Genomic DNA, 1676 nt, shown 5'->3' on the forward strand with positions numbered 1-1676 from the left:
CTAGCCTCGCGCTTTCGCGCGGCGGAGCGTCCGGTGGGTGATCAGAAACGCAGAGAGTGCTCCTGACCTGCAACGATGGGACTTGTCTAGGGTCCAGGTCGTCGCATGAAAGAAGCACTCTCCAGGTGAAGAAGCGTATCGGGTCCTACCCGCGTGTCCGTACCGAAGGCGGCGGTCGCGGGGTGGTCTCCCAGGCCGGTGGAGTGCTGCTGGTGGAGACGGTTCGCAAGGCCGGCCTGGATCAGGCGATATCGGCGGCGTTGGCGCCGTGGCGCAAGCCGCGGGCGGTGCATGATCCGGGCAAGATCCTGCTGGATGTGGCGCTCGCGGTCGCGCTGGGCGGAGACTGCCTGGCGGATGTGGGCATGCTGCGGGCCGAGCCGGCGGTGTTCGGGCCGGTGGCCTCCGATCCGACGGTGTCCCGGCTGGTCAGCGCGCTGGCAGCGGGCGGGAAGCGTGCGCTGACCGCACTGCGGCAGGCCCGCGCTCAAGTGCGTGAACATGTATGGAGCTTGGCCGGTGACGCGGCGCCGGACGCGGCCGGGCAGGTGGTCGTGGACCTGGACGGGGTGCTCGTCATCGCGCATTCCGAGAAACAGGACGCGGCCGCGACCTGGAAAAAGACCTACGGGCACCATCCGCTGATGGGGTTCGTCGACCACGGCCGGGGCGGGTCCGGGGAACCGGTCGCCGGGCTGCTGCGGCCCGGGAACGCGGGCAGCAACACCGCCGCCGACCACATCGAAGCCGCCCGGCTCGCGCTGGCGCAGCTGCCGAAGAAGTACCGGCGCGGACGGCGGACGCTGATCCGCACCGACTCCGGCGGAGGCACCCACGAGTTCGTCGACTGGCTGTCCGCCCGCGGCCGGTGGCTGTCCTACTCCGTCGGCATGACCATCACCGATGCAATCCACCAGGCCGTCCTGAAGGTCCCGGCCTCGGCCTGGACACCGGCCGTCGAGCCCGACGGCGAGATCCGCGACGGCGCCTGTGTGGCTGAGCTCGGCGGCGACTGCCTCAAGGGCTGGCCCGAGGGGATGCGGCTGATCGTGCGGAAGGAACGGCCGCACCCCGGCGCCCAGTTGCGCTTCACCGACGCCGACGGCATGCGCCTGACCTGCTTCGCCACCAACACCAAGCACACCTCGATCGCCGAGCTGGAGCTGCGGCACCGCCAGCGTGCCCGCGCCGAGGACCGTATCCGCGCCGCCCGCGCCACCGGTCTGCGCAACCTCCCCCTGCACGACATCCCACAGAACCAGATCTGGCTGGAGATCGTCCAGATCGCCCTCGACCTGCTGGCCTGGATGCCCCTGCTCGCCCTCACCGGCCAAGCCCGCCTGTGGGAGCCCCGCCGCCTGCGACTTCGCCTTTTCTCCGCCGCCGCGCAACTCGTCACCACCGGACGACGCCGCATCCTCCGCTTCGCCAAGCACTGGCCCTGGGCCGGCCTGATCACAGACGCTCTGCAACGGCTCGCAGCACTGCCCAACCCCGGCTGACCAGCAACTTCCCGTCCCTACGAGCAGCTCCACCCGGCCGGAGCAGTGGAACCCGGCGCCCACCCGACGCGACAGCCGGGCCACCAGTCTGCCCACCTGCAGAAATGACCGCCCCGAATGAGCCGAAAGGGCCCGCCAGCAAGCTGACGGACCCTCACGCAAGATCGAGGCTAG

The 1676-nt window shown here is 70.5% G+C and carries 1 protein-coding gene; it reads left to right on the plus strand.

Annotated features, from left to right (window positions below):
• Window positions 1-125 precede the first annotated feature (125 nt).
• On the plus strand, window positions 126-1502 hold the full coding sequence (locus tag GRC12_RS44225) for an IS1380 family transposase (protein WP_208786062.1): 1377 nt from the start codon (window positions 126-128) through the stop codon (window positions 1500-1502).
• Window positions 1503-1676 lie beyond the last annotated feature (174 nt).

The organism is Streptomyces griseorubiginosus, assembly GCF_017614965.1.
Lineage (GTDB): Bacteria > Actinomycetota > Actinomycetes > Streptomycetales > Streptomycetaceae > Streptomyces > Streptomyces griseorubiginosus_B.